The organism is Variovorax sp. V116, assembly GCF_041154435.1.
Taxonomy (GTDB): Bacteria; Pseudomonadota; Gammaproteobacteria; order Burkholderiales; family Burkholderiaceae_C; genus Variovorax; species Variovorax paradoxus.
In genome coordinates, this window is the sequence record NZ_AP028661.1 from 4,813,109 (window position 1) to 4,839,474 (window position 26,366).

Genomic DNA, 26,366 nt, shown 5'->3' on the forward strand with positions numbered 1-26,366 from the left:
AACCCCCGTCAATGCTGGCTCTGGCGACTCCGGTCCTCAGACAACCCACAGAGTTGTGCACAGAAAAAAGGAACAAGTCATCAATTTGACTTGAGCGGCCGCTTCATCCCGCTTTGCGAAAAGTCAGGTTGATGCGCCGGCTGCCCAGCAGCGTGTGCGGCCGGTCTTCGAGCGGCAGCACGCCGTGGTAGCGCAGCCGGTCGGGCCCGCCCCACACCACCACGTCGCCGTGCACCAGCGGAATGCGCGCGGCCTTGTCGCTGCGGGCGAGTCCGCCGAAGAGAAAGGTGGCCGGCATCCCGAGCGACACCGAGACGATGGGCGCGCCGTAGTCGCGCTCGTCCTTGTCCTGGTGCAGCGACAGCCGCGTGCCGGGCTCGTAGCGGTTCACCAGGCAGGCGTCGGGCTGGAAGCCCGCAAACCCGGCCTCGGCGGCCGAGGCTTGGGCCAAGCGCGCAAAGGCCGCTGGCATGGCGGGCCAGGGCAGGCCCGTTTCGGGATCGTGTTCGCCATAGCGGTAGCCGCGCCGGTCCGAGATCCAGCCGAGCCGGCCGCAGTTGGTCATGGCGACCGACATCGTGAAGCCGCCGGGGGTCACGAGGTGGCGGAAGGCGGCGCGCTGCTCGACCTCGTGCAGCGCGGACAGCAGTTCGTCGACATACGGCAGCGCAAACCCGCGCAGCACGAACGCGCCAGGGCCGATCGCCTCCTTGCCGCGCGGCAATGCGGCGTCTTCGAGGTCATCGGAGAAAAGATCGAAGGTCACGGCAGCGCGATTTTCTCGCGCGGCGGGCTGCCTGCCGCGGCGGCTGCCACCAATCGCCCCAGGGTCTGCATCGCCTTTTCGCTCTGCGCGTCCCAGGCATGCCCGTAGTTCAGGCGCAGGCAGTGCGCGAAGCCGCGCGTGGCCGAGAAGATGGGCCCGGGCGCCACGCTGATGCCGCGCTCCAGCGCCTGGGCATGGATGGCGAGCGCATCGACCTGCGCCGGCAGCTCGACCCACATGAAGTACCCACCCAGCGGCCGCGTGGCGCGCGTGCCCGCGGGAAAGTAGTGGCCCACTGCCTGCGCAAAGCTCGCCTGCTGCACGGCCAGGACCTGGCGCAGCTTGCGCAGGTGCTTGTCGAGGCCGCCTTTTTCCAGGTAGCTTGCGAGCGCGAGCTGCGCGGGCACCGAGGTGCTGAGCGTGGTCGTCAGCTTCAAGCGCGCCACGTTGCGCGCAAAGCGCCCGGCCGATGCCCATCCGATGCGGTAGCCCGGTGCCAGGCACTTCGAGAACGACGAGCAATGCAGCACGAGCCCCTGCGCGTCGAAGGCCTTGGCCGGCGGCGGGCGGCGGTCGCCGAAGTAGAGCTCGGCGTACACGTCGTCCTCGATCAGCGGCAGCGCGTGCCGCGCGAGCAGTTCGACCAGCGCCTTCTTCTTCGCGTCGGGCATCAGGCTGCCGAGCGGGTTCTGGAAGGTGGTCATGAGCCAGCAGGCCTTGGGCTGGTGGGCCGCGATGGCGAGCTCCAGCGCGGCCAGGTCGATGCCTTCGCCGGGATGCGTCGGCACCTCGATGGCGCGCAGGCCCATGCGCTCCAGCGCCTGCAGGGCCGCATAGAAGGTGGGCGATTCGACGATCACCGAATCGCCGGGGCGCGTGACCGCCGCGAGGCACAGGTTGAGCGCCTCCAGCGCGCCGTTGGTGACGACGATTTCGTCGGCCGCCACCTGCATGCCGTCGCCCAGGTAGCGCAGCGCAATCTGCCGGCGCAGCGCCGCGCTGCCGGGCGTGAGGTCGTCCACGGTGCTCCACGGGTCGAGCGACTTGGCGCTCGCGGCCATGAACTGGCCCAGCCGCGCCAGCGGAAACAGGAGCGGGCTCGGAAAGGCCGAGCCGAAAGGAATCACCTTGCGCGACATGCTGGCTTCGAGGATGTCGAACACGTGGTCGCTCACGTCGAGCGACCTGGGCCCCTCGGCCGGGCGCGAGGTGAGGTTGGCCTCGGGCGGCGCATCGCGCAGCCCACCGCCGGTGACGTAGTAGCCCGAGCGGTCCCGCGCGCGCACCAGCCCGCGCGCCTCCAGCAGGTAGTACGCCTGGAACACGGTGGAAGCGCTCACGCCCCGGCTCTCGCCGGTGTGCCGCACCGAGGGCAGCCGGTCGCCGGTCTTGAGCGTGCCGTGGCGGATCGATGCCTCGATGTCGGCGGCAAGGGCTTCATAGCGCTTCATGGCGGGGCGGTCTTCATTCGGTGGTGGGACTTTATCTGCTCCGGTGATTTGGTTTGGAACTGCATCTGTTTTTTTGGCTGCGCTTGCGGCACAGTCGGTGCATGTCCAATCTCATGCGCGCGGTACGCGCGGTTCTCTGGAGTTTCATCGGGCTGGGCGGCCGCCGCGCGGATGCGGACCGGCGCACCGCACAAGTCGGGCTGCTGCCGCTCGTCGGCGTCGCGCTGGCCACGGTGCTGCTGCTCATTGCGGGGCTGCTGGCGCTGGCGCACTTCGCAGCCGGCACATGACGAAGAACAACGTCGTCCGCCGCATCGTCGCAATTGCATTGCTGCTGCTGAGCCACGGCATCTGCGCCATGGCGGCAACACCTGCCCCGCCAGCCGCCCCTTCCGCGAGCGGCATCGAGCAGCGCGTGGCCGCCTGCATCGCCTGCCACGGGCGCGAAGGCGCGACCACCAATGCCGGCTACTTTCCGCGCCTCTCGGGCAAGCCCGCGGGCTACCTGTTCAACCAGCTGCGCAGCTTTCGCGACGGCCGGCGCTTCAATGCCGACATGAACTACATGGTGCAGCACCTCTCCGATGCCTACCTGATGGAAATGGCCGAATACTTCGCGGGCCTGGACCTGCCCTACCCGCCCGTCTCGCCCGTGAGCGACGCGCCACCCGCGCAGCTGGCGCGCGGCCGCCAGCTGGCGCTCGAAGGCGATGCGGCGCGGCAAATTCCCGCCTGCGTGCAATGCCACGGCGCCGCGCTCACCGGCGTGCAGCCGGCCATTCCGGGGCTGCTGGGGCTGCCCCGCCTCTACGTGTCTTCGCAGCTTGGCGCCTGGCTCACCAGCGAGCGGCATGCGCTCGCACCCGACTGCATGGCCGACATCGGCCGCCGCATGACCACGGCCGACATCAACGCCGTGGCCAGTTGGCTCGCGGTGCAGCCGATGCCGGCCGATCCGAAGCCTGCCGCATCGCTGCCCGCCGCACTGCCGATGCGCTGCGGCGGCATGCCGAAGTGAGGCGCCGATGAAGATGCGACACCTCGGCTGGACGCTGCTGGTTCTGGTGCTGCTGCTGGGCGCCGCGGCCGGCGGCATCGTCGCGCTGAACCTGCGCGGCGAAGACCCGCTGCCCGAACAGGCCGAAGCCTTCAATGCCACGCCGCAGCGGGTCGAGCGCGGGCGCTACCTTGCACTGGCCGGCAACTGCGCCGGCTGCCACACCACGCGCGGCGGCCAGCCCTATGCCGGCGGACTGCCGATCGAGACGCCCTTCGGCACCGTGTATTCGAGCAACCTCACGCCCGACGCGCAGAACGGCATCGGCAGCTGGAGCAGCGCGCACTTCTGGCGCGCAATGCACAACGGCCGCAGCAAGGACGGCCGCCTGCTGTACCCCGCGTTCCCGTATCCGAACTTCACGCAGGTCACGCGCGAAGACTCGGACGCGATCTACGCCTACCTGCGCAGCGTGCCGCCCGCGCCAGCGCCCAACCTGGCGCACCGGCTGCGCTTTCCCTACGACACGCAGGCCGCGCTGGCGGTCTGGCGGGCGCTCTCCTTCAAGCCCGAGGCTTTCGTGGCCAACACGGCCAAGCCGGCCGAATGGAACCGCGGCGCCTACCTGGTCGGCGGGCTGGGCCACTGCATCGCCTGCCACGGCAGCCGCGATTCGCTCGGCGCCACGCAGGTGAAGCTGGGCCTTTCGGGCGGGCTGATCGCGGCGGAGAACTGGTATGCGCCATCGCTTGCCGACCCGCACGAGGCCGGCGTGGCCGACTGGCCGACGGCCGACGTGGTGGCGCTGCTCAAGAACGGCGTGGCGCCGCGCGGCTCGGTCATGGGGCCGATGGCCGACGTGGTCTTTCGCAGCACGCAGCACCTGAGCGAGGCCGACCTGGCCGCGATGGCCAGCTACCTGAAGGACCTGCCCGGCGTGCCGGCGCAAGCCGCGGCCCCCGTGCGCCCGGCCGCCGCAACCACGCGCCGCGATGCCGGCACCATGGCCCGCGGCGCCAAAATCTACGACCAGCAATGCGCCTATTGCCATGGCGACCAGGGCCAGGGCGCGCCCGGCGCCTTTCCGCCGCTGGCGGGCAACCGCGCCGTGAACATGGCCGAGACGACCAACCTGATCCAGGTGATCGCGCACGGCGGCTACCTGCCCTCCACCGCGGGCAATCCGCGGCCCTACGGCATGCCGCCGTTCGGACAGGTGCTCGATGCGGGCGACGTGGCCGCGGTGCTGACCTTCATTCGCGGGTCATGGGGCAACGACAGCGCGCCCGTGACGCAGCTCGACACGATGCGGCGCTGAAGAAGAACCGGCAGGCGGGCCCGGCCCAGGCTCAGGCCGCGACGGCCTCGCGCGGCGCCCCCGCTTTGGCCGGCACCGGCATGTGCTGCGCCCAGTCGATGATCTCCAGCGTGCCATCGGCATGCTCGGCCAGCGCCGTGAGGCTCTCGACCCAGTCGCCGTCGTTGCAGTAGAGGATGCCGTCGATGTCGCGCATCTCGGCATGGTGGATGTGGCCGCAGACCACGCCCTGCACGCCGCGCTTGCGGGCCTCGCGCGCCACGGCGTTCTCGAAGTCGCCCACGTAGCTCACGGCGCGCTTGACCTTGCCCTTGAGGTACTTGGAAAGCGACCAGTACGGCAGCCCCATGCGCGCACGCAGCGAGTTGAGGTGGCGGTTGAGCTTGAGCGTGAATTCGTAGAGCGAATCGCCCACGTGCGCGAGCCACTTGGCGCACTGGATCACGCCGTCGAACAGGTCGCCGTGGATGATCCAGAGCTTGCGGCCGTCGGCGGTTTCGTGGATCCATTCCTCGGCCACGTCGATGCCGCCAAAGTTGTGGTTCAGGTACTTGCGCGCGAACTCGTCGTGGTTGCCCGGGATGAAGATCACGCGCGTGCCCTTGCGCGCCTTGCGCAGCAGCTTCTGGATCACGTCGTTGTGCGCCTGCGGCCAGTACCAGTTCCGCTTGAGCTGCCAGCCGTCGATGATGTCGCCGACCAGGAACAGGGTCTCGCACTCGGTGTGCTTGAGAAAGTCGAGCAGCGCGCGGGCCTGGCAGCCGGGCGTGCCCAGGTGCAGGTCGGAGATCCAGAGCGTGCGGCAGCGCAGCGGCGGGCGCGCAAGATCGTCGTCCTCCGGCTCGGGAGCCCGGGTCGCGGTGTCGCGCCATGCGCGCAGGAAAGCATCGTCGCGTTGCATGGACGGGTAGGCTCCCACCAACGCGTGACCGGGCGATGGCGGTCCCGTGACATATCGATGACGCGCCGAAGCCCGCGCTTCGGGGGCGTCCTCAGCAGCGCTGGATTTCCACGGTCGAGTGGCGGATCTCCTCGTGCATCGAGAAGCAGGCGCGCACCTCGTCCGCCGTGAGCGTGGGCGAATGCGTCACCACAGTGAGCGCGCAGGCATAGGCCTCGCGGCCCACGCGCCACACGTGCAGGTCGGCCACGCGGGTTTCCGAATCGGCCAGCATCGTTTCCACGCCTTCGCGGATCTCGGCCGTCACGGGGTGGTCCATCTCTCGGTCGAGCAGCACCTTGCCGGTTTCCTTGAGCAGGCCCTTGGCCCACACGGCCACCAGCACCGCGCCGACGATGCCCATCACCGGGTCGAGCCAGGACCAGCCGAAGAACCAGCCGCCGAGCAGCGCGCCGATGGCCAGCACCGAGGTGGCGGCATCGGCCACCACGTGCAGGTAGGCGGAGCGCAGGTTCAGGTCGTGGCCGTGTGCGTGGCCATGGTGGTCGTGAGAGTGCGCATGGCCGTGGTCGTGCCCATGCCCATGATGGTGCGCCGAGCCCAGCAGCCGCGCGCAGACCAGGTTGACCACCAGCCCGAGCACGGCCACCGCCACGGCTTCGCGGTAGTGGATGACCGAGGGCGAGAGGAGCCGCTCGATCGAGCCCACCACCATCAGCGCCGCAACGCCGAGCAGCATCAGCGCGCTCGCAAAGCCGCCCAGCACCTCGATCTTCCAGGTGCCGAAGGCAAAGCGCGGATCGCGTGCATAGCGCCGCGCCGCCGCATAGGCGAAGGCGCTCAGGCCGATGGCCAGCGCATGCGAGCTCATGTGCCAGCCGTCGGCCAGCAGCGCCATGGAGTTGAACCACCAGCCGGCGCCGATCTCGACCACCATCATCGCGGCGGTGATCCACATCACGAGGCGGGTGCTGCGCTCGGCCGATTCATTGCCTGCGCCGAAATGATGGTCGTGCTGCCAGGCACTCAGGTCATGGGTATGCATGGGTCGTCAGATTCCGAATAGGTCTTGTCCGTCGGAGCGGCTCGAAGGCGGCGTCACGCCCAGGTGGCGGTAGGCCGCCAGCGTGGCGATGCGCCCGCGCGGGGTGCGCTGCAGGTAGCCCTGCTGGATGAGATAGGGCTCGATCACGTCCTCGATGGTGTCGCGCTCCTCGCCGATGCTGGCCGCCACGTTGTCCAGGCCCACCGGGCCGCCGTCGAAGCGGTGGATCACGGCTTCGAGCAGCTTGCGGTCCATCAGGTCGAAGCCCTGCGGATCGACGTCGAGCATGGCAAGCGCCTTGTGCGCGATCTCTTCGGTGATGCGGCCGTTGCCCTTCACCTCGGCATAGTCGCGCACGCGCCGCAGCAAGCGGTTGGCGATGCGCGGCGTGCCGCGCGAACGGCGCGCGATCTCGAAGCCGCCGGCCGCGTCGGTGTCGACCTTGAGCAGGCCGGCGCTGCGCCGCACGATGAGCGCCAGTTCCTCGGGCGTGTAGAACTCCAGCCGCGCCACGATGCCGAAGCGGTCGCGCAGCGGGTTGGTCAGCATGCCGGCGCGGGTGGTGGCGCCCACCAGCGTGAAGGGCTGCAGGTCGAGTTTGATGCTGCGCGCCGCAGGCCCCTCGCCGATCATGATGTCGATCTGGTAGTCCTCGAGCGCGGGGTAGAGGATTTCCTCGACCACCGGGCTCAGGCGATGGATCTCGTCGATGAAGAGCACATCGTTGGGCTCCAGGTTGGTCAGGAGCGCCGCCAGGTCCTTGGGCTTCTCGAGCACCGGCCCGGAGGTCTGGCGCAGGTTCACGCCCAACTCGGCCGCGATGATGTGCGACAGCGTGGTCTTGCCGAGGCCGGGCGGGCCGAACAGCAGCACGTGGTCGAGCGCTTCCTTGCGCTTGCGCGCCGCGCCGATGAAGATCTCGAGCTGCTCGCGCACCTTGGCCTGGCCGACGTATTCGTCCAGCAGCTTGGGGCGCAGCGCCCGCTCGATGGCCTCTTCCTGGGGCGAAGCGGGGGCGGCGGACACCACGCGGGGCGGGGCTGGGGCGAAATCGTCGGTCTGGATGGTCATGGAATGAGAGGCTGCAAGGGCAAGTTTAGTGCCTGCCACACTGGCAGAATGCTTCGGCCATATAACAAACGAGGGGAAGCCGGCACGTGTCGATCTACGAACTGAAACCCCGGTTCCAGGGCCTGCTGCGGCCGCTCGTGGGGCGCCTGCATGCCATGGGCGTCACCGCCAACCAGGTCACGCTGGCCGCGTGCGCGGTTTCGGTCGCCCTCGGGCTCTGGCTTTTCTTTGCGGCGCCGTCGCTGGCCGCCTTCGGGCTGATCCCGGCCTGGATGTTCGTGCGCATGGCGTTCAACGCGATCGACGGCATGCTGGCGCGCGAGCACGGCCAGCAAAGCCGGCTCGGCGCCTTCCTCAACGAACTGACCGACGTGGTGTCCGACGCCGCGCTGTACCTGCCGTTTGCGCTGGTGCCGCCGTTCAGCCCGTTCTGGGTCGGCGCGGTGATCGTGCTCGCGGGGCTGAGCGAATTCGCGGGCGCGCTGGGCCCCACGGTGGGCGCCTCGCGCCGCTACGACGGGCCGCTCGGCAAGAGCGACCGCGCCTTCGTGTTCGGCGCGCTCGGCCTCTACGTGGCGCTGGGCTGGCCGCTGCCGGGCTGGGCGGCATGGCTGATGCCGCTGGCCGCGGCGCTCGTGGCCTGGACGGTGGTCAACCGCGTGCGCCGCGCGCTGGCCGAGGCGGCGTAGACCGCACACGACGAACAAACATATGAATAGCGACAGGGATCCGATGACCGATACAAGCACCCATCCACAACGCAGTCCGCAGGAGCGCCAGTTCCGCACGCACGACGGCGAATCGCTCTTCTACCGGCACTGGCCGGCCACCGGCGGCGCACGGCGCGGCGCCATCGTGCTGTTCCACCGCGGCCACGAGCACGGGGCGCGCATGGCGCACCTGGTCGACGAGCTCGACCTGCCCGACTTCGACTTCTTCGCCTGGGACGCGCGCGGCCACGGCCGCTCGCCGGGCCAGCGCGGCTTCAGCCCGAGCTTTTCCACGTCGGTGCGCGACGTGCAGACCTTCGTCCAGCACATCGGCAGCGCGCACGGCGTGGCGGAGCACGACATCCACGTGATCGCGCAGAGCGTGGGTGCCGTGCTGGTCTCCACCTGGGCGCACGACTACGCGCCCAAGGTGCGCGGGCTCACGCTGGCCTCGCCGGCCTTCAAGGTGAAGCTCTACGTGCCCTTTGCACGCGCCGGGCTCGCGCTGATGCACAAGCTGCGCGGCCTGTTCTTCGTCAACAGCTATGTGAAGGCGAAGTTCCTCACGCACGACCCCGAGCGCATCGCAAGCTACGAAAGCGATCCGCTGATCTCGCAGCCGATCGCGGTCAACATCCTGCTCGGCCTCTACGAAGCCGCCGACCGCGTGGTGGCCGACGCCAACGCGATCACGCTGCCGGTGCAGCTGCTGATCTCGGGATCGGACTGGGTGGTGCACCACAAGCCGCAGCACCAGTTCTTCGAGCGGCTGGGCAGCGCCGTCAAGACCAAGCTCGAACTGCCGGGCTTCTTCCACGACACGCTGGGCGAGAAGGACCGCGCGCCGGCGGTGCAGGCGATCCGCGAATTCATCCTGCAGCTGTTCGACCAGCCGCCCGCGCCGGTCGACCTGCGCACCGCGCACCTGGCTGGCAACACCGCCGACGAGTCGCGTGCGCTGGCCGAGCCGCTGGCGCCGCTCTCGCTGCGCGGCGCCTACTGGGGCATGACGCGCGCCAGCCTGCGCCTGGGCGGTGTGCTCTCGCGCGGCGTGAAGCTCGGTCACGACACCGGCTTCGATTCGGGCAGCACGCTCGACTACGTCTACCGCAACGAGCCGAAGGGCAAGGGCGCGCTGGGCCGCTCCGTCGACAAGACCTACCTGAACTCGATCGGCTGGCGCGGCATCAGGCAGCGCAAGATCCACGTCGAGGAGCTGATCCGCATCGCCATGGAGCGCCTGGCCGAGATGCACCGCGAAGTGCGCGTGATGGACATCGCGGCCGGCCATGGCCGCTACGTGCTCGACGCGGTGCTTGCGAGCCCGGTCAAGGCCAGCTCGATCCTGCTGCGCGACTACAGCGACATCAACGTGCGCGACGGCCGCGCGCTCATTGCCGAGAAGGGCCTGGAAGACGTGGCGCAGTTCGTGCAGGCCGACGCCTTCGACCGCATCAGCCTGGCCACCGTGACGCCGCGCCCCACGCTGGCGGTGGTGTCGGGCCTCTACGAGCTGTTCCCCGACAACGAAATGGTGCGGCGCTCGCTCGCGGGCGTGGGCGATGCGGTGGAAGACCGCGGCTACCTGGTCTACACCGGCCAGCCTTGGCATCCGCAGCTCGAGATGATTGCGCGCGCGCTCACCAGCCACCGCCAGGGAGAAGCCTGGGTGATGCGCCGCCGCACGCAGGCCGAGATGGACCAGCTGGTGGAGGAAGCGGGCTTCCGCAAGATCGACCAGCGCATCGACGAATGGGGCATCTTCACCGTCTCGCTCGCGGTGAGGGTCGCGTGAGCCACGGGCTGCGCGCCAGATGACCCCCCCGCCCGCACCACGGCCCTGGAAGCGCGCAGCCGCCTGGCTCGTGTTCCTGGGACCGCTGTTCTATGCGACCTACGGCCTGGCCAACTGGTGGGCCACCACGCGCGCGCAGGTGCCCTCGATGGCCTTCGAGTGGGAGCGGCAGCTGCCGTTCTGGGCCTGGACGATCTTTCCGTACTGGACGATCAACGTCTTCTACGCGCTCTCGCTCTTCCTCGCGCGCAGCAGGCACACGCTCGACCGGCACGCGCTGCGGCTGGTGAGCGCAACGCTCATCGCCTGCACCTGCTTCGTCATCTGGCCGCTGCATTTCAGCTTCGGCCAGCCGGCGGTCGAGGGCGCACCGGCCTTCCTGTTCAACGCGCTGCGCGGCTTCGACCAGCCCTACAACCAGGCGCCGTCGCTGCACATCGCGCTGGCGGTGATCCTGTGGGACTGGTATCGGCAGTTCCTGCGCGCCGCATGGGCCAGGCTGGTGCTGCATGTGTGGGCGTTCGCGATCTGCGCCTCGGTGCTCACGACCTGGCAGCACCATTTCATCGACATTCCGACCGGCGCGCTGCTCGGGCTGTTCTGCGTGTGGCTTTGGCCGCTGGAGCGCACGGTTTCGATGCCGCGCGCCTGGCGCTGCACGCGCGATGCGCAGCGCTGGAAGCTCGCGGGTTTCTACGCCGTGGGTGCGGCACTGTTCCTCGCCGTGGCCGTGCAGCTGGGCGGCGTTGCGCTGTGGCTCGCCTGGCCTTCGGCCTCGCTGGCGCTGGTAGCGCTCAACTACGTCGGCTTCGGCGCCCGCGGCTTCCAGATGGACGGCCAAGGCCGCATGGGCTGGGCGGCGCGCTGGCTGCTCGCGCCCTATCGCCTGGGCGCAGCCGTCAACGCATGGCTCTGGACGCGCAAGCTGCCGGCCTTCGTCGAAGTGGTGCCGGGCCTGCTGCTCGGGCGGCAGCCCACGCGCGCCGAATGGATGGCCGCCGGCCGGCCCCGGCTCGTGAGCCTGTGCGCCGAGCTGCAGATGCCGGCCGGCGTGCCGCATGCGCGCTGCGTGCCGATGCTCGACCTGACCGTGCCGCCGACCGTGCGCCTGCAGCGCGCGGCCGCGGTCATCGAAGGGCAGCGCCGCAATGCCGACGGCGCGGCCGTTTGGGTGTGCTGCGCGCTGGGCTTCTCGCGCAGCGCCGCCGCCGTGATCGCCTGGCTGGGCCGCTATGGCGCGATGGGCGGACTGGCGCAGGCCGAGGACGCCGTGCGCCTTGCGCGTCCGCAGGTCGTGCTGCGGCCGGCGTGGCGGATGTCGCTCGCGCCATTGGACACCGCGGTTCCAGGAGCACCACCCCATGACTGACGACGAACGCGCCACCTGCGCATCGCTCGCCGCACTGCTGCGCGCGGCGGCGGTGCTGGCGGCGTGGGGCTTCGCGCTCACATGCATCGCGGCGCTGGTGCTCGCACTCACGCTGCGCTCGCTGTCGAGCACGGCCGCCATGGCGTTTGGCGCGGTACTGGTGCTGGGTGCGCTCGAGCGCTATTTCGCGTTCAGGCTGCGCTTGGACCAGGCGCTGTTCGCCGACCTGGCGCGCGGCGCCATCGCCTCGCTGGACGCGCTCGACAACGCGCTCGACCGGCTGGGCCTGCGCAGTGCCGAGGCGTCGAAGGCGCTGCGCCCGCTCGACGACCGCGTGCAGGGCACGCGCCAGCTCATGCAGCGGCATGCCATCGTGGTCGCCTGCCAGAGCGCGATGTTTCTTCTTGCCTTGATGACACAGGATCTCTCTTGACCGAAGAAGACCACAACAACAAAAAAGACCGCCGCCCCGAAAGCACCGTGCTGCGCCGCGCACTGGCCGTGGTCGCGGGCAAGCTCATCATCGGCGCGGCCGGCCTCCTGACCGGCGTGCGCGCCATCTGGAGCGGCACCACGCCCAAGGCCGAGCAGACGCTCTACTTCGCCAACCACACGAGCCACGGCGACTTCGTGCTGCTGTGGGCCACGCTGCCGCCCGACCTGCGCGCGCTCACACGGCCCGTGGCCGGGCAGGACTACTGGATGGCTTCCAAGTTGCGCCAGTTCATCGGCGCCGACGTGTTCAACGCGCTCATGATCCGGCGCGACGGCTCAGGCCAGGGCGAGAACCCGGTCGAGCAGATGAAGGAGGCGCTGGACGGCGGCGACTCGCTCATCATGTTCCCCGAGGGCACGCGCAACACCGGCGACGAGATCCTGCTGCCGCTCAAGAGCGGCCTCTACCACCTGGCGCGCGCCTGCCCCAATGTGCGGCTGGTGCCGGTGTGGATCGAGAACCTCAAGCGCGTGCTGCCCAAGGGCACGCTGGTGCCGATTCCGCTGGCCTGCACGGTGCGCTACGGCACGCCGATCCGGCTCGAAGAAGGCGAAGACAAGAATGCCTTCATCGCCCGCGCGCGCGCCGCCATGCTCGACCTGCGGCCCGAGTACGACCGCCTGTCCGAACAAGAAAAAGCAGCAGCAGCAACGGCAACGCCATGAACATCTCCGCTTCCACCCAGACCACGCTGCAGTTGTTCGGCGGCGTGGCCGGCGTGCTGATCCTCGCCTCGGCCATCGGCGCGCTGCTCAAGTGGCGCGTGGCGGCCGGGCAGCCGAACTCGGTGATCGACAACCTCAATGCGCGCGTCAATGCCTGGTGGGTGATGGTCGCGGTGATCGGCCTGTCCTTCGCGTTCGGCAAGGGCGGCGTGATCGTGCTGTTCTACCTGATCTCGTTCTATGCGCTGCGCGAGTTCATCAGCCTGGCCTACACCCGGCGCGGCGACCATCATGCGATTGCGGCGGCTTTCTACATCGGGCTGCCGGTGCAGTATTTTTTGGTGTGGATCGACTGGTACGGGCTCTATTCGATCTTCATCCCGGTCTACGCCTTCCTCGTGCTGCCGATTCTCGCGGCCGTGGGCGGCGACACGCAGCGCTTTCTGGAGCGCACCTCCAAGATCCAGTGGGGCCTGATGGTCTGCGTGTTCTGCATCAGCCACGTGCCCGCGCTGCTCACGCTGCAGATCCCCGGTTTCGAAGGCCGCAACCTGCTGCTGATCGCGTTTCTCGTGATCGTGGTGCAGGGCAGCGACGTGCTGCAGTACGTGTGGGGCAAGCTCTTCGGCCGGCGCAAGGTGGCGCCCGAGCTCTCGCCTTCCAAGACCTGGGAAGGCCTGGTAGGCGGCGTGGCCAGCGCCACGGCATTGGGCGCGGCGCTCTACTGGGCCACGCCGTTCAACCCCTGGCAGGCCGCGCTGATGGCGCTCACCATCTGCCTCATGGGCTTCTTCGGCGGCCTCGTGATGTCGGCCATCAAGCGCGACCGCGGCGTGAAGGACTGGGGCTCGATGATCGAAGGCCACGGCGGCATGCTCGACCGGCTCGACTCGGTGATCTTCGCGGCGCCGATCTACTTCCACGCCTTGCGCTACTGGTGGGTGCCGTGAGCACAGCCCGCGCCCGCACGAAGAACCCCACGACCGCCGAGCGCGTCGCGCACGACACGCCGGTCGATTGCACCACCGTGGCCGGCTGGACGCGCTGGCTCAAGCGCCATCACGCCACCGCGTCCGGCGTGTGGCTGCGGATGGCGAAGAAGGACAGCGGCTTTCCCACCGTGAGTTACGCCGAGGTGCTCGAAGCCGCCCTGTGCTACGGCTGGATCGACGGCCAGCGCAAGAGCCAGGACGCGCAGTTCTTCCTGCAGCGCTTCACGCCGCGCACCGCGCGCAGCGTCTGGTCGAAGATCAACCGCGACAAGGCCCTGAAGCTGATCGACGAAGGCCGCATGCAGCCCGCCGGCCTGGCCGAAGTGGAGCGCGCCCGCGCCGACGGCCGCTGGGACGCGGCCTACGATGCCCAGAGCATTGCCACCGTGCCGCCCGACCTGCAGGCCGCGCTCGACGCCAACCCCAAGGCCGCCGTCTTCTTCGCCACGCTCGATTCGCGCAACCGCTATGCGGTGCTGTTCCGCACGCAGGGCGCGAAGAGGCCCGAGACGCGGGCGAAGCGCATTGCGCAGTTCGTGGAAATGCTGGCCAAGGGCGAGAAGATCCATCCCTGAGCGGGTCCGGCGCGGTTCATTGCGGCCCGGTGCCGGCCGCAATGTGCGCGAGCTTGTCCGGGTCCACGATGCGGATGCGCTTGTAGCTCATGTCGATCACGCCTTCGGCGACCAGCCGCCCCAGCTCCTTGTTGATGGTCTGGCGCGACAGCCCGAGCATTGCCGCCAGGTCGTTCTGCGACAGGCGCACGGGCAGGCTCGCCGCCGCCTTCACCTGCATGCCATAGAAGTGGATCACGCTCATCAGCGTGGCGGCCACGCGCCCGCGAACCGAGTTGAGCATCTGGTTCTGCAGCAGCACCACGCTGAGCCGCTGGCGCTTCAGCGCCATCTTGGCCACGTCGCGCCACAGCACGGGCTCGGCATCGAGCAGCGCGATCACGGCGTCGCAGGGCAGATGGACGATCACCGAGTCTTCGTGCGCGTGGTAGTCGTAGGGCAGCGGCACGTCCGCGAGCAGGCGCACCAGCGGCGCCACCTGCCCGGGCCCGAGCAGCGCGTTGACGTACTTGCGCCCCTGCGAACTCATGCTGCTGATTTCCAGGCAGCCCGACACCACCGCCAGCAGCTCGCGCTTGTGGCGGTCGCTCGCCAGCACCTGCGTGCGGCGGCGGTAGCGCACCAGGCGCGCCGACTTCATGAGCTCGGCGCGCAGCGCGTCGGGCCAGTGCGAGAAAAGTTCGTTCCAGCGCAGAGCGCGGTCGAGCAATTCGGCGCTCTCTTCGGCGTCTTGGGGGGAGGAAACAGTCGATCGGGCCAGCGGGTTCTCCCTGCCTTGATGTTCACGAATCTGTCAAGGCGTTGACAGATTCAGCGGGTCTTCATTTCTATCGTAAGCCCCGGACCTCGACAAGCACACAAGCGGCACCGCCCTGCACCCGCAGGCGGCAGCCACACCCGGAGACAAAGCAAATGAAGAAGACAGCCACCGCCGGCCTCGCGCTGACGGCCTGCGCCCTTGCGCTCGCGCAAAGCACCGTGACCATCTACGGCACGGTCGACCTGTACATGGCGCACGCCAAGTCGGGCGCCGCCTCCTCCACGCGGCTCGAAGACGGCGGCCAGACCGCCTCGCGCATCGGCTTTCGCGGCACCGAAGACCTGGGCGGCGGCCTGGGCGCGCACTTCACGCTCGAGAGCGGCTTTGCGCCCGACACCGGCAACGGCACGCTGCCCGGCCCCGCGATGTCGTTCAGCCGGCAGTCCTTCGTCGGCCTTTCGGCGCCGTGGGGGCAGATCGATGCGGGCCGCATGTACACGCCGATGTTCTACGCGCTGTTCAAGGCCGACCCCTACGGCCTGAACTCGGTGTTCTCGCCCATCAACCTGGTGGCGGCCACCGACGCACAGCCGGGCCTCACGCCCTTCGCGGCCCGCGCCAGCAACATGGTGCGCTACCGCACGCCGGCCAGCATGGACTTCTTTGCCGACATCGCCTATGCGCCGGGCGAATCGAGCGCGCCGAGCCACCAGAGCGGCAACGTCTACGGCGGCAGCATCGGCTGGGCGCGCAAGCCCTACTACATTGCATATGCATTCCAGCGCGCGCGCTCCGGCTCGGCCGCAGCGCCCGTGGCCTTGCCCGCCACCACGACCTACCAGGCGCTGACCGGCTCCTACGAGCTGCCGTCGATCGGCCTGCAGCTGTACGCCAGCTACGTGCGCAACGCATCGAGCCTGCCCGGCGTGCCGGCCGCGAAGCTCAGCAACCTGGGCCTCACCTACAACGTGACGCCGGCCTCGAACCTGATCTTCGGCGCCACGCAGCGCAAGGTGGCCGAGAGCGAACGCTCGCAGCTGGCCTGGACGCTGGGCTACGACTACTACCTGAGCAAGCGCACGGTGCTCTATGCGCGCTGGCTGCGCCTGCTGAACCGGCACGGCGCCTCGGCCTCGCTCGCCACCATCGCGGTCACACCCAACAGCGGCAACGACGTGCGCGTGCTCGCCACCGGCATCCGCCACAACTTCTGACAGCTGCCATGTCCATGGACTTCTTCTCCTCGCAAGCCGAATCCCTGTCGGCGCTGTTCGCACCGCGTGCCATTGCGGTGGTCGGCGCCTCGTCCAACGCGCAGAAGATCGGCGGCATCCCGGTCGACTACCAGCGCCGCTTCGGCTTCGACGGCCCGCTCTACCCGGTCAACCCGAACGCCGAGCGCATCCAGGAGCTGCCTGCCTTTGCGAGCCTGCGCGCCATCGGCCAGCCGGTGGACCTGGCCATCCTCGCGGTGCCGTCGGCGCTGGTCGACGGCGCGCTCGACGACGCCATCGCGGCGGGCGTGAAAGGCGTGGTGCTGTTCTCCTCGGGCTTCGCCGAAGTGGGCGCCGAGGGCGCGGCGGCGCAGGCCCGGCTCGGCGACAAGGCGCGTGCCGCGGGCGTGCGGCTGGTCGGCCCCAACTGCCTGGGCTTCATGAACATTGCACGCCATGTGTATGCGACCTTCTCCCCGGCGCCCAGCGTGGGCCGCGTGGTGCCGGGGCGCATCGGGCTGGTGAGCCAGTCGGGCGCGTTCGGCGCTTATGCGTACGCGATGGCGCGGGCGCGCGGCGTGGGCCTGTCGCTGTGGGCCACCACCGGCAACGAGGCCGACGTGCAGGTCGCCGATTGCCTGGCCTGGCTCGCGCAGGACCCCGGCACCGACGTGATCATGGCCTACATGGAAGGCTGCCGCGACGGCCCGCGGCTGCGCGCGGCGCTGGCCCTGGCGCAGGCCAACGGCAAGCCGGTGGTGATGGTCAAGGTCGGGCGCACCGCGCTGGGCGCCGAGGCCGCGGCCTCGCACACCGCCGCGCTGGCGGGCGACGACGCGGTGTACGACGCCGTGTTCCGCCAGTACGGCGTGCTGCGCGCGCGCAACCTCACGGAGTTCTTCGACCTGGCCCACAGCGCGGCCGTGGCGGGCCGCCCGCGCGACCGCTCGATCGGCCTGTTCACGCTCTCGGGCGGCGTCGGCGCGCTGATGGCCGACGAGGCCTCGGCGCAGGGCCTCGATGTCCAGCCGCTGGGCGATTCCGCGCAGGACACGCTGCGCAGCTGGGTGCCCTTCGCAGCACCGCGCAACCCGGTCGACATCACGGGGCAGGTCACCAACGACATGACGCTGATCGAGCGCACGGCCCGCGTGATGCTGGACGATCGCGGCTTTGCATCGTGGATGGGCTTTCTCGCGGCGGCCGGTGCGTCGGATGCGTTCTGGCCGGTGCTGCGCTCGCTGGTGACTTCGCTGCGCGAGGCGTATCCCGACACGCTGCTGGCGGTGAGCACGCTGCTGTCGCCGGAGCGCCGCGCCGAGCTCGAGGCGATGCGCTGCCTGGTGTTCGCCGATCCGTCGGACGGCATCCGCACGATCGCTGCGCTGGCGGGGCTGAAGCCTGCGTCCGCTGCTGCAGTGGCTGAGGCACCAGCCGCTGAACCGTTGACGCTCTCCCCCGGCGCGATGTCCGAGCCCGAAGCACTCGCCCTGCTGGCCGACGCCGGCGTGCCCGTGGTCGCGCACCGCGTGGTGCGCAGCGCCGACGAGGCCGCGGCCGCCGCCGATGCGCTCGGCGAGGCGGTGGTGGTGAAGATCGTCAGCGCCGACATTCCGCACAAGTCGGACGTCGGCGGCGTGGCGCTCGGCCTGCGCGGCGCGGCGCAGGCGCGCGCGGCCTTCGAGCGCACGCGCAACCACGCGCTCACGGCGCGGCCCGATGCGCGGCTCGACGGCGCGCTGGTGGCGCGCATGCTGGCAGGCGGCGTCGAGTGCATCGCGGGCGTGCACCGCGACCCGGTGTTCGGCCCGGTGCTGATGTTCGGCCTGGGCGGCATCCACGTCGAGACGCTGCGCGACGTGTCGCTGCGCGCGCTGCCCATCACGCGCGACGACGCGCTGGCCATGGTGCGCGAGCTGCGCGCCTTCGCGATCCTGAACGGCGCGCGCGGCCGTCCGCCGGCGGACCTCGCGTCGATTGCCGATGCGCTGTGCGCGCTCGCGGACTTTGCACAGCGCGCCGGCGACTCGCTCGACAGCGCCGAGATCAACCCGCTGATCGCACGGCCGCAGGCGGAGGGCGGCTGTGTGGCGGCCGATGCGCTGGTCATCGGCCGCGCGCCCTGACGAACGACAACCCCGGAGACATCGCATGACCACGACATCGAAGAACGGACTTGGACGCGCACTCAGCCTGGGCGCCGGGCTGGCCCTCGCGGCGGGCGGCGCGGCGTCGGCGGCGGAGCCGCCCTTCCCCTCCAAGCCGGTGCGCATCATCGTGCAGTACCAGGCGGGCGGCTCGACCGACATCCTCGCGCGGCTCCTGGCGGAGGGGCTGTCCAAGCGGCTGGGCCAGCCGGTGGTGGTCGAGAACCGCAGCGGCGCGGGCGGGATCATCGGCACCGACTACGTCGTCAAGAGCCCGCCCGACGGCTACACGCTGCTGCTCACGGTGCCGGGCCCCGTCACCGCGAACCTGGTGCTCTACAGCAAGCTGCCCTACGACCCGCGCACCGACCTGCGCATGGTGTCGGACATCGCCACCACGCGCACGGTGCTGGCGGTGCACCCTTCCGTGCCGGCCACCGACTTCAAGAGCCTGATCGCCACCGTGAAGGCCGCGCCCGGCAAGTATTCGATGGGCTCGTGGGGCCCGGGCACGCAGCCGCACCAGGTGCAGGTGTACATGGACAAGGCCTACGGCCTGCAGACGATGCACGTGCCCTACAAGGGCGAGAGCCCGATGGCGATCGACCTGATCGGCGGCGTGATCCAGATGACCGTGGGCTCCATCACCACGCTGCAGCCCTACATCAAGGCCGGCAAGCTGCGCCCGCTGGCCGTGGCCGGCACCCGGCGCGCCCGCGCGCTGCCCGAGGTGCCGACCTTTGCCGAGCAAGGCTATGCGGACGAGGTCTACGCGATGACCGGCCCGACCTCGCTGATGGCGCCGGCGAAGACGCCCGATGCCATCGTCGAGCGCCTGGGCCGCGAAGTCAGCGCGGTGGTGCGCCAGCCCGAGGTGAGCCGGCGCATCGAGGAACTCGGCGCCGAGCCCGTGGGCAACCTGCCGGCCGAAGCCGCCGCGGCCTACAAGGCCTTCCTGCCCGTGACGCTGAAGCTCACGCAGGCCACGGGCGTGAAGCTCGATTGAACCGTCTTCCCACATCTTCCTTTCGAACCCCAGCCCCGAGGTCCTCCCCCATGAACGCTCCCGTCTCCGTTCCCGACATCGCCATTGCCCGCAAGGCGCTCGCGCGCTCCATCGGCCTGGCCGCCTTCGTCTACGGCTATCCGCTCACCGAAACCTACCGCACCTGCGCCATGCAGACCGCGCCCCGCGCCGAACGCCGCAACGGCGCCTCGGCGGGCTCGGACGTGCGTGCGCCGATGAACACGCTGCACCATGCGCCGCGCCCCTCCACCCACGAAGACCGCGACGTGGTCACGCCCGCCAACGACCTGCTCTACACCATGGCCTGGCTGCACCTGGCCCATGGGCCGATGCTGCTCACGGTGCCCGCGTCGTCGCGCCATCCCGGGCGCTACTTCGTGCTGCCGCTGTACGACGCCTACACCGAAAACTTCGAGAATCTCGGCCCGCGCAACTGCAACTCCGAGGGCGAGACCGTGGTGCTCGTGGGCCCGGGCGGCACGGTGCCGGAGTCGCTCGCCGCCCACCGCGTGGTGCGCTGCCCGACCGATCTGGTCTGGCTCATCGGCCGCATCCTGGTGGGCGACGAAAGCGACTGGCCGGCCGCGCGCGCGCTGCAGTCGGAGATCCAACTGAAACCCGCGCCCGGCACCGTGCTGCAGGGCCGCCCAGCCGCCATCGAGCAATGGGCCGGTCCGTACGAGGACGCCATGGCCGCCGCCTTCGAGCATGGCGAGCCGGCCGCAGAAGTGGCGCCGCGCTTCTTCACCAACGTGTGCCACGCCCTGGCCGAGGCGCCGGGCCGCGTGGAAGACCGCGGCCTCGTGGCGTGGTTCGGCCAGGGCGGTCTGCTGGCGAATGCCGCGTTCTCGTGGGACGCGCTCGAAGCGCCACTGCGCGAAGGCCTCATCGAAGGCTTCGCCGAGGGCGTGCAGCTGGTCGGCGCGGTGGGTCGCAACCGCCGGCCCAAGCCCTGGTCGATGACGCCGGCCACCGGCCGCTACGGCAACGAGTTCCTCGGCCGCGCGCGCACGGCCTACCTGGGCCTGGGCGCGCTCGCCACCAGCGAGGCGGTGTACGCCGCCGCGCACCACGACGCCAACCAGGAGCCGCTGGACGGCCAGCGCCGCTACGCGATGCGCTTCGAGGCCGGCGACCTGCCGCCCGCGGACGCCTTCTGGTCGGTCACCCTGTACGGCACCGACCGCTTTCTCTACCCCAACGAGATCCGCCGCCACGCCATCGGCGACCGCACGCCCGGCCTGAAGCGCGCCGCCGACGGCAGCCTCGAGCTGGTGGTGAGCCACGCGCGCCCCGCCGACGCCGCCAACTGGCTGCCGGCACCGGCCGGACGCTTCTACCTGATCCTGCGCATGTACTACCCGCGCGAGGGCGTGCAGAGCTGGCGCATTCCGGCCTTGCAGGCGCAGCAGGACTGAGCACGATGCAGCCGCACACCGACACCCTTCAAGCCCTGGCCGAAGAGGCCGTGGTCTACGCCTACCCGCTCTACGAGATGTGCCGCATGCGCGCGGCCACCTCGCCGCAGCGCACCGATGCCGCCGGCGAGGCGCCGCGCCCGCAGCGCTGGTGCAACGTGTTCACGCACGCGCGCCAGCTGCTGCGCGCAGGCAAGAGCCGCGTCGTCACGCCGAACAACGACACGCTCTACACCAACGCCTGGCTCGACCTGGGCGACGGCCCGCTCGTGATCGACGTGCCCGACACCGCCGGCCGCTACTACGTGCTGGGCCTGCTCGACTTCTTCACCAACCCCTTCGCCCACCTCGGGCAGCGCCTCACGGGCACGGCGGCACGGTCCTTCGTGGTCACGCCGCCGGGATGGCGCGGCCCGCTGCCCGCGGCTTTCGACGCACCGGGCGCGCGCATCGAGGCGCCCACGCGCTGGCTGTGGATCATCGGGCGCCTGCTGGTCGATGGCCCGCAGGACGTGCCCGCCGTCAATGCGCTGCAAGACGGCTTTGTCGTGCGCACGCTGGCCGACTGGCAGGCCGGCCGCGCTTCGAAGCCGCGCGCCTTCGACCCGGCCTGCGATCCGAAGGCGCCGCTCACGGCCGATCACTTCGCCGCGCAGGTGAACGCGGCGCTGCGCGACAACACGCCGCCGGCCGGCGATGCGGCGCTGCTTGCGCGCTATGCCGCGCTCGGGATCGGCCCCGGCGCCGGCATGCTCGACGACGGCCAGCGCGCCGCGCTGCAGGCCGCGCTCGACACCGTGCTGCCGCGGTTGCGCGAAGCGCAGTCGGGCCGCACCACGGCCTCAGGCTGGGTGCAGATGCCGCTGGTGGAAGGTTCCTTTGGCGAGGACCACCTGGCGCGCGCGCTGGTCGCGCTCAAGTACATCGGCATGCTCGAAAGCCGCGAGGCCACTTACCCGATGGCCTGGCACGACGCCGCGGGCGAGGCCCTTACCGGCCAGCGCCGCTACATGCTGCGCTTTGCACCCGGCGCGCTGCCGCCGGTCGAGGCCTTCTGGTCGCTCACGATGTACGACACGCGCGACTACATGCTGGTCGACAACCCGATCGACCGCTACGCCATCGGCGACCGTACGCCGGGCCTGCGTCGCGATGCGGACGGCGGGCTCACGCTGCACATCCAGCACGCCCGGCCGGAGGGCGAGGCTGCGCAGGCCAACTGGCTGCCGGCGCCCGAAGGCCGCTTCTACCTCTGCCTGCGCGCCTACGTGCCGCGCGCCGAACTGCTCGAGGGCCACTACCTGCTGCCGCCCCTCACCGTCACCAAGGAAACCGCATGACCGCCACCGCTGAAAAGCCCTTCCTCATCGTCGGCACCGGCACCGAGACCGTGGCGCCGGGCCTGCACATCCTGCGCGGGCAGGGCCAATCGTTCGTGGCCGAGACCGACGCGGGCCTGGTCGTGGTCGACGCCGGGCCGGGCGGCTCGGTGACCGAGGGCATGATCGATGCGCTGCGCCAGCTCAGCGACGCGCCGGTGCATGCGCTGTGCTTCAGCCATGGCCACATCGGCTACAACGCCGGCGTGCCGATGTGGCTGGCCCATGCCGCCGCGCGTGGCGATGCGCCGCCGCGAATCATTGCGCACCGCAACGTGCCGCGCCGCCTGGCGCGTTACCGCGAGACGCTGGCCCTGCAGCACCGCATGGCCGAGATCCAGTTCAACCGCCCCGCGGGCTTCTTCGACCACCGCCTGGTGATGCACCCGCCGACCGAAACCTTCGACGGCCTGCTGCAGATCGGCAGCGGCGAGCGCCGCATCGAGCTGCGCTGGGCACCGTCGGAAACCGACGATGCGATCGCGCTCTGGAGCCCCGCGCAGCGCGTGCTGTACGGCGGCGCGGCGCTGATCGACTCCATTCCCAACATCGGCACGCCCTTTCGCACGATGCGCGACACGGTGCGCTGGGCCGACACGCTGGAGGCGCTGGCGGCGTTGAAACCGCGCAAGGCGGTGCGCGAATTCGGCGCCACGCTCGAAGGCGAAGAGCAGGTGCAGCACGTGCTCCTGCACACGGCCCGCGCGCTGCGCTGGCTGCGCGCCGAGGTGGTGCGGCTCATGAACGAAGGGCTCAACGAGCGCGACATCCTGGCGCGCATCCGCTTTCCCGACGAGCTCTTCGCGGTCGACTGGATGAAGCCCACCTACGGCGACCCCGGCTACATCGTGCGCGACATCTACCGCTCGGAGAACGGCTGGTGGGACCGCAACCCGACCTCGCTGCACCCGGCCGCGCCCGAGGCCATCGGCCGCGCCGTGGCCGACGCCATCACCGACAAGCGCGGCGTGGTCGACCAGGCGCGCAAGCTGGCGGCGGCCAAGCAGTGGCAGCTCGCGCTGCACGTGATCGACCTGCTGGCCACCGCCGAGGGCGACGCGCCCGAGATCGCCGAGGCGCGCTCGCTCAAGGCCGAATGGCTGCGCGAGCGTGCGCGCGAAGTGCCCAGTTACGTCTCGCGCAACCTGTACCGGGTCGGCGCGGACATGATCGAACAAGGCACGCAGGCGCGCTTCGGCATCCGCTGAAGCCTTTCCATCGGAGACACGGACTATGACAAGCACAACATCCTTGCGCCGCAGCCTGCGCACGCTCGCCGCCTGCGGCCTGGCCGCACTGACCGCCGCCAGCCATGCGCAGGCCGACAGCTACCCCGACAAGCCCGTGACGCTGGTGGTGCCTACCGCGCCGGCCGGCGGCACCGACACCATCGCGCGCCTGATCGCCGACGCACTCGGCAAGAAGCTGAAGCAGACCTTCATCGTCGACAACCGCCCGGGCGCCAACGGCATCCTCGGCACCGACCTGGCAGCGCGCGCAGCGCCCGACGGCTACCGGCTGCTGTTCACCTATGCCGCGGCCATGGTGGTGAACCCCAGCCTCTACAAGAAGCTGCCCTACGACCCTTTGAAGGACTTTGCGCCGGTGGCGCAGGTCGGGCGCGGCGGCAACCTGCTGCTGGTGCGCAAGGACCTGCCGGTGAAAACGATCCAGGAGTTCGTCGCTTACGCCAAGGCGCGGCCCGACAAGCTGAGCTACTGCTCCTGGGGCAACGGCTCGGGCGGCCACCTGGCGATGGAAAGCCTCAAGAAGCAGGCCGGCCTGGTGATGACGCACGTACCGTACAAGGGCAGCGGCCCCTGCGTGCAGGACCTGGTGGGCGGCCAGGTGGATGCGGCGTTCGCCGACATCTCGTCGACCGTGGAGATCGTGCGTGCCGGCCGCATCCGCGCGCTGGCCAACAGCGGCCCCTCGCGCATCCCGATGCTGCCCGACGTGCCGACCATGACCGAGAGCGGCTACCCCTTCACCACCTACGCCTGGTACGGCCTGCTGGCGCCGGCCAAGACGCCGCCGGCCGTCGTGAAGAAGCTCAACGAAGCCGTGAACCAGGTGCTGCGCGACCCTGCGGTGGTGCGCCGCATGTATGAGCTGAACTTCAACGACCTGCCGCAGAACACGCCCGAGCAGTTCGCGGCGACGATCCAGAAGGACATGCGCGACTGGGGCGCGCTGGTGAAGGAGATCGGGCTGACGCCCGAATGACCGGCGCCGCGCACGCGCCCGGTTATTTCGCCAATGCCCTCAGCGCCAGCTTGATCCCTTCGCTCACCGTCGCGTCCTTGGGCAGCGCCTTGAGCGCCAGCGCGGCTTCCTTGTCGCTGTAGCCCAGCGCAACCAGCGCCTGCAGGATGTCGGCCTGCGCGTCGGTGGCCGCATGGGCGGGCAGGCCGATGTCGGCGCCCAGCTTGCCCTTGAGTTCGAGCAGCAGCCGCTCGGCGGTCTTCTTGCCGATGCCCGGGATCTTCACGAGCCGGCCGAGCTCCTGCGTGGTGATCGCCTGCGCCAGCTCGCCCACGCTCATGCCCGACAGCAGGCCGAGCGCGGTGCGCGGGCCCACGCCGCTGATCTTGATGAGTTGCCGAAAGGCCGCACGCTCCTCGGCGGTGCCGAAACCGTAGAGAATCTGCGCGTCCTCGCGCACCACGAAGTGCGTGAGCAGCGAAACGCGCTCTCCGGTGCCGGGCAGGTTGTAGAACGTGCTCATCGGCACATCGACCTCGTAGCCGACGCCGTTGCAGTCCACCACCACCTGCGGTGGGTTGCGCTCGGCCAGGATGCCGGTGAGTTTGCCTATCATGGGTGCCCTTTTTCCTTGAAATGTCCGGCGTGATTCTGCGACACACCTTTGCTCCCCCCAACAACTCGCGCCTGGGCCACCTGTGCGGCCCGCTGGACGCGCACCTGCGCCGCATCGAGGAGGCCTTGGGCGTGAAGATCGCGCACCGCCACGAGCAGTTCAAGGTCGACGGCCCCAAGGCCGCCGCGCAGCGCGCCATGGACGTGCTGCAGGCGCTCTACGAGATCGCGCAGCGCCCGATCGATCCGGCCGTGGTGCAGCTCACGCTCGCGGGCGACGGCTCGATGAGCGACGAGGACTCGGCCCTGCTCGTCACCCGCCGCGCCGACCTGCGCGCGCGCACGCCCACGCAGGCGCTGTACCTCGACAACATCGCCAAGCACGACATCACCTTCGGCATCGGCCCGGCCGGCACCGGCAAGACCTACCTCGCGGTGGCCTGCGCGGTCGATGCGCTGGAGCGCGCCGCGGTGCAGCGCATCGTGCTCACGCGGCCGGCGGTGGAAGCGGGCGAGCGCCTCGGCTTCCTGCCCGGCGACCTGACGCAGAAGGTCGACCCCTACCTGCGCCCGCTGTACGACGCGCTCTATGACCTGATGGGCTACGAGAAGGTGCAGAAGGCCTTCGAGCGCAATGCGCTCGAGATAGCGCCGCTGGCCTTCATGCGCGGGCGCACGCTGAACAACGCCTTCGTCATCCTCGACGAAGCGCAGAACACCACGGTCGAGCAGATGAAGATGTTCCTCACGCGCATCGGCTTCGGCGCCAAGGCGGTGGTGACGGGCGACGTGAGCCAGATCGACCTGCCCAAGCAGCAGCTGAGCGGGCTCATCGATGCCGAGCGCGTGCTCAGGCGGGTGAACGGCATCTCGATCACGCACTTCACCAGCGCCGACGTGGTGCGGCATCCGCTGGTGGCCAAGATCGTCGATGCCTACGACGGGCAGCGCAAGCGCAGCGGAGCGCATTGAGATGGCGCTGCCCGCACTGTCCCTTTCGCTTCAGTTCGCGCGCTTCAAGGGCGTCGAACGGCACCGCGCCGCGCTGCCGCGCCACAGCGTCACGCGCTGGATCCGCCATGCACTCGAGATCGACGCGGAGATCACGGTGCGCATCGTCGATGCCGAGGAAGGCCAGCGCCTGAACCGCGAGTTCCGCGGCAAGGACTACGCCACCAACGTGCTGACCTTCGACTACACCCAGAGCCCGATGGTGATGGCCGACCTGGTGCTGTGCGCGCCGGTGGTCGCGAGCGAGGCGAAGGAGCACCGCAAGACCCTGGCCGCGCATTACGCGCACCTGCTGGTTCACGGCACGCTGCATGCGCAGGGCTGGGACCACGAGACCGGCGAGGCCGACGCCGAAGCCATGGAAGCGCGCGAGATCGAGATCCTCGCAGGCCTCGGCATCCGCAATCCGTACGGCCGCTGAGGCCCGCGCGCGGCGGCG

At 70.0% G+C, this 26,366-nt stretch carries 26 protein-coding genes; 19 read left to right on the forward strand and 7 right to left on the reverse strand.

Annotated elements, in window-relative coordinates:
* Positions 1-103 precede the first annotated feature (103 nt).
* Together alkB and ACAM58_RS23020 are read right to left on the reverse strand one after the other, a co-directional pair.
* Positions 104-766, reverse strand: a complete 663-nt coding sequence (gene alkB, locus ACAM58_RS23015; protein ID WP_018906216.1) for a DNA oxidative demethylase AlkB — start codon at positions 764-766, stop codon at positions 104-106.
* Entirely contained in the window at positions 763-2,217 is a 1,455-nt protein-coding gene (locus ACAM58_RS23020; RefSeq protein ID WP_369663617.1) for a PLP-dependent aminotransferase family protein, read from the reverse strand. Before ACAM58_RS23020 ends, alkB begins: the two co-directional genes overlap by 4 nt.
* 101 nt (positions 2,218-2,318) lie before the next feature.
* Between ACAM58_RS23020 and ACAM58_RS23025 the strand changes: the two genes are divergently transcribed.
* Genes ACAM58_RS23025 through ACAM58_RS23035 form a run of 3 tightly spaced genes read left to right on the forward strand, consistent with a single transcriptional unit; the run spans position 2,319 to position 4,532 of the window.
* Positions 2,319-2,507 (forward strand): DUF2970 domain-containing protein, encoded by a 189-nt coding sequence (locus ACAM58_RS23025; protein ID WP_015867414.1) that lies wholly within the window; start codon positions 2,319-2,321, stop codon positions 2,505-2,507.
* Positions 2,504-3,235 carry a cytochrome c553 gene (locus ACAM58_RS23030; protein ID WP_015867415.1) on the forward strand — a complete coding sequence of 244 codons (732 nt, stop codon included), beginning with the start codon at positions 2,504-2,506 and terminating at the stop codon, positions 3,233-3,235. The genes ACAM58_RS23025 and ACAM58_RS23030 overlap by 4 nt, the downstream gene beginning before the upstream one ends.
* Before the next feature lie 7 nt (positions 3,236-3,242).
* Positions 3,243-4,532 (forward strand): c-type cytochrome, encoded by a 1,290-nt coding sequence (locus ACAM58_RS23035; protein ID WP_369663618.1) that lies wholly within the window; start codon positions 3,243-3,245, stop codon positions 4,530-4,532.
* A 31-nt stretch (positions 4,533-4,563) separates the two neighbouring features.
* Here ACAM58_RS23035 and ACAM58_RS23040 read toward each other — a convergent pair whose 3' ends face one another.
* The 3 genes from ACAM58_RS23040 to ruvB all read right to left on the reverse strand — a co-directional run bounded on the left by ACAM58_RS23040 (position 4,564) and on the right by ruvB (position 7,549).
* Positions 4,564-5,433 (reverse strand): UDP-2,3-diacylglucosamine diphosphatase, encoded by an 870-nt coding sequence (locus tag ACAM58_RS23040; RefSeq protein ID WP_018906211.1) that lies wholly within the window; start codon positions 5,431-5,433, stop codon positions 4,564-4,566.
* 91 nt (positions 5,434-5,524) lie between these two features.
* Positions 5,525-6,478, reverse strand: a complete 954-nt coding sequence (gene dmeF, locus ACAM58_RS23045; RefSeq protein ID WP_369663619.1) for a CDF family Co(II)/Ni(II) efflux transporter DmeF — start codon at positions 6,476-6,478, stop codon at positions 5,525-5,527.
* Positions 6,479-6,484: 6 nt separating this feature from the next.
* Complete coding sequence (gene ruvB, locus ACAM58_RS23050; RefSeq protein WP_018906209.1) at positions 6,485-7,549, reverse strand: Holliday junction branch migration DNA helicase RuvB; 1,065 nt, start codon at positions 7,547-7,549, stop codon at positions 6,485-6,487.
* 86 nt (positions 7,550-7,635) lie between these two features.
* Here ruvB and ACAM58_RS23055 point away from each other — a divergent pair, with 86 nt between their 5' ends.
* The 7 genes from ACAM58_RS23055 to ACAM58_RS23085 are packed head-to-tail and all read left to right on the forward strand — an operon-like array spanning position 7,636 to position 14,151.
* Positions 7,636-8,238 carry a CDP-alcohol phosphatidyltransferase family protein gene (locus ACAM58_RS23055; protein WP_018906208.1) on the forward strand — a complete coding sequence of 201 codons (603 nt, stop codon included), beginning with the start codon at positions 7,636-7,638 and terminating at the stop codon, positions 8,236-8,238.
* 43 nt (positions 8,239-8,281) lie between these two features.
* Positions 8,282-10,054 carry a bifunctional alpha/beta hydrolase/class I SAM-dependent methyltransferase gene (locus ACAM58_RS23060; RefSeq protein ID WP_018906207.1) on the forward strand — a complete coding sequence of 591 codons (1,773 nt, stop codon included), beginning with the start codon at positions 8,282-8,284 and terminating at the stop codon, positions 10,052-10,054.
* A 19-nt stretch (positions 10,055-10,073) separates the two neighbouring features.
* Positions 10,074-11,423 (forward strand): phosphatase PAP2/dual specificity phosphatase family protein, encoded by a 1,350-nt coding sequence (locus ACAM58_RS23065; RefSeq protein WP_369663620.1) that lies wholly within the window; start codon positions 10,074-10,076, stop codon positions 11,421-11,423.
* On the forward strand, positions 11,416-11,856 hold the full coding sequence (locus ACAM58_RS23070; protein WP_369663621.1) for a hypothetical protein: 441 nt from the start codon (positions 11,416-11,418) through the stop codon (positions 11,854-11,856). Before ACAM58_RS23065 ends, ACAM58_RS23070 begins: the two co-directional genes overlap by 8 nt.
* On the forward strand, positions 11,853-12,584 hold the full coding sequence (locus ACAM58_RS23075) for a lysophospholipid acyltransferase family protein (protein ID WP_369663622.1): 732 nt from the start codon (positions 11,853-11,855) through the stop codon (positions 12,582-12,584). Before ACAM58_RS23070 ends, ACAM58_RS23075 begins: the two co-directional genes overlap by 4 nt.
* Positions 12,581-13,534: a phosphatidate cytidylyltransferase gene (locus ACAM58_RS23080; RefSeq protein ID WP_062367197.1), complete on the forward strand. Its 954-nt coding sequence runs from the start codon at positions 12,581-12,583 to the stop codon at positions 13,532-13,534. Before ACAM58_RS23075 ends, ACAM58_RS23080 begins: the two co-directional genes overlap by 4 nt.
* The gene (locus ACAM58_RS23085; RefSeq protein ID WP_369663623.1) at positions 13,522-14,151 is read left to right on the forward strand and encodes a YdeI family protein; all 630 of its coding nucleotides are present in this window, start codon (positions 13,522-13,524) and stop codon (positions 14,149-14,151) included. Before ACAM58_RS23080 ends, ACAM58_RS23085 begins: the two co-directional genes overlap by 13 nt.
* A 16-nt stretch (positions 14,152-14,167) precedes the next feature.
* Here ACAM58_RS23085 and ACAM58_RS23090 read toward each other — a convergent pair whose 3' ends face one another.
* Entirely contained in the window at positions 14,168-14,860 is a 693-nt protein-coding gene (locus tag ACAM58_RS23090; RefSeq protein ID WP_278881301.1) for a Crp/Fnr family transcriptional regulator, read from the reverse strand.
* Positions 14,861-15,063: 203 nt separating this feature from the next.
* Between ACAM58_RS23090 and ACAM58_RS23095 the strand changes: the two genes are divergently transcribed.
* Genes ACAM58_RS23095 through ACAM58_RS23125 form a run of 7 tightly spaced genes read left to right on the forward strand, consistent with a single transcriptional unit; the run spans position 15,064 to position 24,322 of the window.
* Positions 15,064-16,125, forward strand: coding sequence for a porin (locus tag ACAM58_RS23095; protein ID WP_369663624.1), 1,062 nt, complete (start codon positions 15,064-15,066; stop codon positions 16,123-16,125).
* A 14-nt stretch (positions 16,126-16,139) separates the two neighbouring features.
* Positions 16,140-18,251 (forward strand): acetate--CoA ligase family protein, encoded by a 2,112-nt coding sequence (locus tag ACAM58_RS23100; RefSeq protein WP_369664509.1) that lies wholly within the window; start codon positions 16,140-16,142, stop codon positions 18,249-18,251.
* Between the two features lie 25 nt (positions 18,252-18,276).
* Complete coding sequence (locus ACAM58_RS23105; protein WP_369663625.1) at positions 18,277-19,278, forward strand: Bug family tripartite tricarboxylate transporter substrate binding protein; 1,002 nt, start codon at positions 18,277-18,279, stop codon at positions 19,276-19,278.
* Between the two features lie 50 nt (positions 19,279-19,328).
* Positions 19,329-20,717, forward strand: coding sequence for a DUF1254 domain-containing protein (locus ACAM58_RS23110; RefSeq protein ID WP_369663626.1), 1,389 nt, complete (start codon positions 19,329-19,331; stop codon positions 20,715-20,717).
* 5 nt (positions 20,718-20,722) lie between these two features.
* A complete protein-coding gene (locus ACAM58_RS23115; RefSeq protein ID WP_369663627.1) occupies positions 20,723-22,057 on the forward strand; it encodes a DUF1254 domain-containing protein in 1,335 nt (444 codons plus the stop codon).
* Positions 22,054-23,304 carry an alkyl sulfatase dimerization domain-containing protein gene (locus tag ACAM58_RS23120; protein WP_369663628.1) on the forward strand — a complete coding sequence of 417 codons (1,251 nt, stop codon included), beginning with the start codon at positions 22,054-22,056 and terminating at the stop codon, positions 23,302-23,304. Before ACAM58_RS23115 ends, ACAM58_RS23120 begins: the two co-directional genes overlap by 4 nt.
* Before the next feature lie 25 nt (positions 23,305-23,329).
* Positions 23,330-24,322: a Bug family tripartite tricarboxylate transporter substrate binding protein gene (locus ACAM58_RS23125; RefSeq protein WP_369663629.1), complete on the forward strand. Its 993-nt coding sequence runs from the start codon at positions 23,330-23,332 to the stop codon at positions 24,320-24,322.
* A gap of 22 nt (positions 24,323-24,344) precedes the next feature.
* On the opposite strand, the gene ruvA is transcribed toward ACAM58_RS23125, so the two are convergent.
* Entirely contained in the window at positions 24,345-24,917 is a 573-nt protein-coding gene (gene ruvA, locus ACAM58_RS23130) for a Holliday junction branch migration protein RuvA (RefSeq protein WP_369663630.1), read from the reverse strand.
* Positions 24,918-24,937: 20 nt separating this feature from the next.
* On the opposite strand from ruvA, the gene ACAM58_RS23135 reads away from it, so the two are divergent.
* Together ACAM58_RS23135 and ybeY are read left to right on the forward strand one after the other, a co-directional pair.
* Positions 24,938-25,888 (forward strand): PhoH family protein, encoded by a 951-nt coding sequence (locus tag ACAM58_RS23135; RefSeq protein WP_369663631.1) that lies wholly within the window; start codon positions 24,938-24,940, stop codon positions 25,886-25,888.
* A 1-nt stretch (position 25,889) separates the two neighbouring features.
* Positions 25,890-26,348, forward strand: a complete 459-nt coding sequence (ybeY, locus tag ACAM58_RS23140) for an rRNA maturation RNase YbeY (protein WP_369663632.1) — start codon at positions 25,890-25,892, stop codon at positions 26,346-26,348.
* The last annotated feature ends 18 nt before the right edge of the window (positions 26,349-26,366 follow it).